1 protein-coding gene is annotated in these 1,529 nt (G+C 44.7%); it reads left to right on the forward strand.

The window, feature by feature from the left end; genetic code table 11:
* The first annotated feature begins 60 nt into the window (after positions 1 to 60).
* Positions 61 to 1,521 carry an IS66 family transposase gene (gene tnpC, locus QUA33_RS28015; RefSeq protein ID WP_333153029.1) on the forward strand — a complete coding sequence of 487 codons (1,461 nt, stop codon included), beginning with the start codon at positions 61 to 63 and terminating at the stop codon, positions 1,519 to 1,521.
* Positions 1,522 to 1,529: the final 8 nt, after the last annotated feature.

A 1,529-nucleotide genomic window follows, 5' to 3' on the forward strand; every position in this document is an offset into this window, starting at 1 on the left:
GTAAGGATTCAGGTAAAAAATAGTTCCGCAGAGAGCCGAAAAATATGGTAATGTAGTCAGATGAGCGAAAAGGCCGAGTTATCAGCAGCACTAAAATTAGAAATAGTTGACCAGTTGAGCCGTGAGGAGCTGGTCAAAATTGTGCTAACCCAACAAAAGCTGATTGAAAAATTAGAACAAGAACTCGAAAAGCTCAAAGAGAGACAGCCCAGCAATAGTAAAACATCATCGAAACCACCATCGAGCGATCTGATACAGAAATCAGAGACAGCCAAAGTTGACAACTCAAAAGAGTCAGAGTCCGAGGCAAAGCGCAAACCAGGAGGACAGCCGGGACATATCGGTAAAACCCGAAAAGGATTTGGGCGAGTAGATAGATATCAAATCAGCACTCCTGACTCTTGTGAGCATTGTGGTAGTAGAGAATTAAGTGATGCGATTGGTTATAGCAAGCAGCAAGTAGTGTGTTTAGCAGCCTTACCAATTGAAGTGGTGGAATATCAACGAGTCAAATGTCAATGTAATGAATGTGGAGCAATGGTGATGGGTGCACCAGCATCCGGGATAGTTCCAGGACAAGATTTAAGCATTGACCTACAAGCATTATTGAGCTGGTTAGGTAATTATGGGCACCTATCCTATGAAAAACAACAAGAATTTCTACGGGAATTAGGTGGAATTGAAATTGGGCTGGGTACTTTACAAGCAACGAATGCGCGGGTAGCTGATGCTGTAAAGCCTGCCGTTGAAGAGCTATGGAAATGGGCACCATTGCAAGCCAACGTCCATGTCGATGAAACTCCGTGGTGTGTCAAGGGAGTCAAAGAATGGTTGTGGACAGCCACAGGTCGAGATTTTTGCCTGTTTCATGCCGCAGACACTCGCAGTAGAGCCGAATTAGAGACCATGCTGGGGAACGAGTTTGCTGGTGTGTTGAGTTCCGATGATTTTAGTGTCTACAACGGTGCGATCGTCGTGGGAGCGCAGCAGAAATGTTTAGCCCATCTACGGCGACATTTTAAGAAAGTTTTGCAAATAAACCACGGTAATAACACTGTCGTCGCTTCTGCATTTTTGGAATTAATTGATGAGGCATTTCGACAACATCGAAAGTGGCGGGAACACCCCCAAGAGATTGATTATCACACTTGGGCAAGGGATTTTAAGACCCGGTTGGCAAAATTGTTAGATACTTGGCAAGGTCATGTTGGTCATGCTGCTGGACTGTTACTGCGCTCGTTGCGTGAGAAAGCGCAACAGTGGTGGTACTTTTTAGATCATCCATCCATTCCTCCTGATAATAATTTGGCAGAACGTTCTTTGCGATTAGCCGTGACTAAACGTAAGGTATCTGGGGGCTCCCGGTCAATGTCTCGGTTTGAACAAACTGCTGATTTGTTATCTGTGATTCAGACTTGTCGGTTTCAGGGTAAAAGCGCAATAGCTTTTTTCCGTGATGCTATATCTGCCCATTCTTGTGGCTTTTTCATGCCTTCTCTTGTTCCCCAATCAAAGACCTGAATCCTTAC

It is taken from the genome of Microcoleus sp. Pol14D4, from assembly GCF_036701245.1.
GTDB lineage: Bacteria > Cyanobacteriota > Cyanobacteriia > Cyanobacteriales > Microcoleaceae > Microcoleus.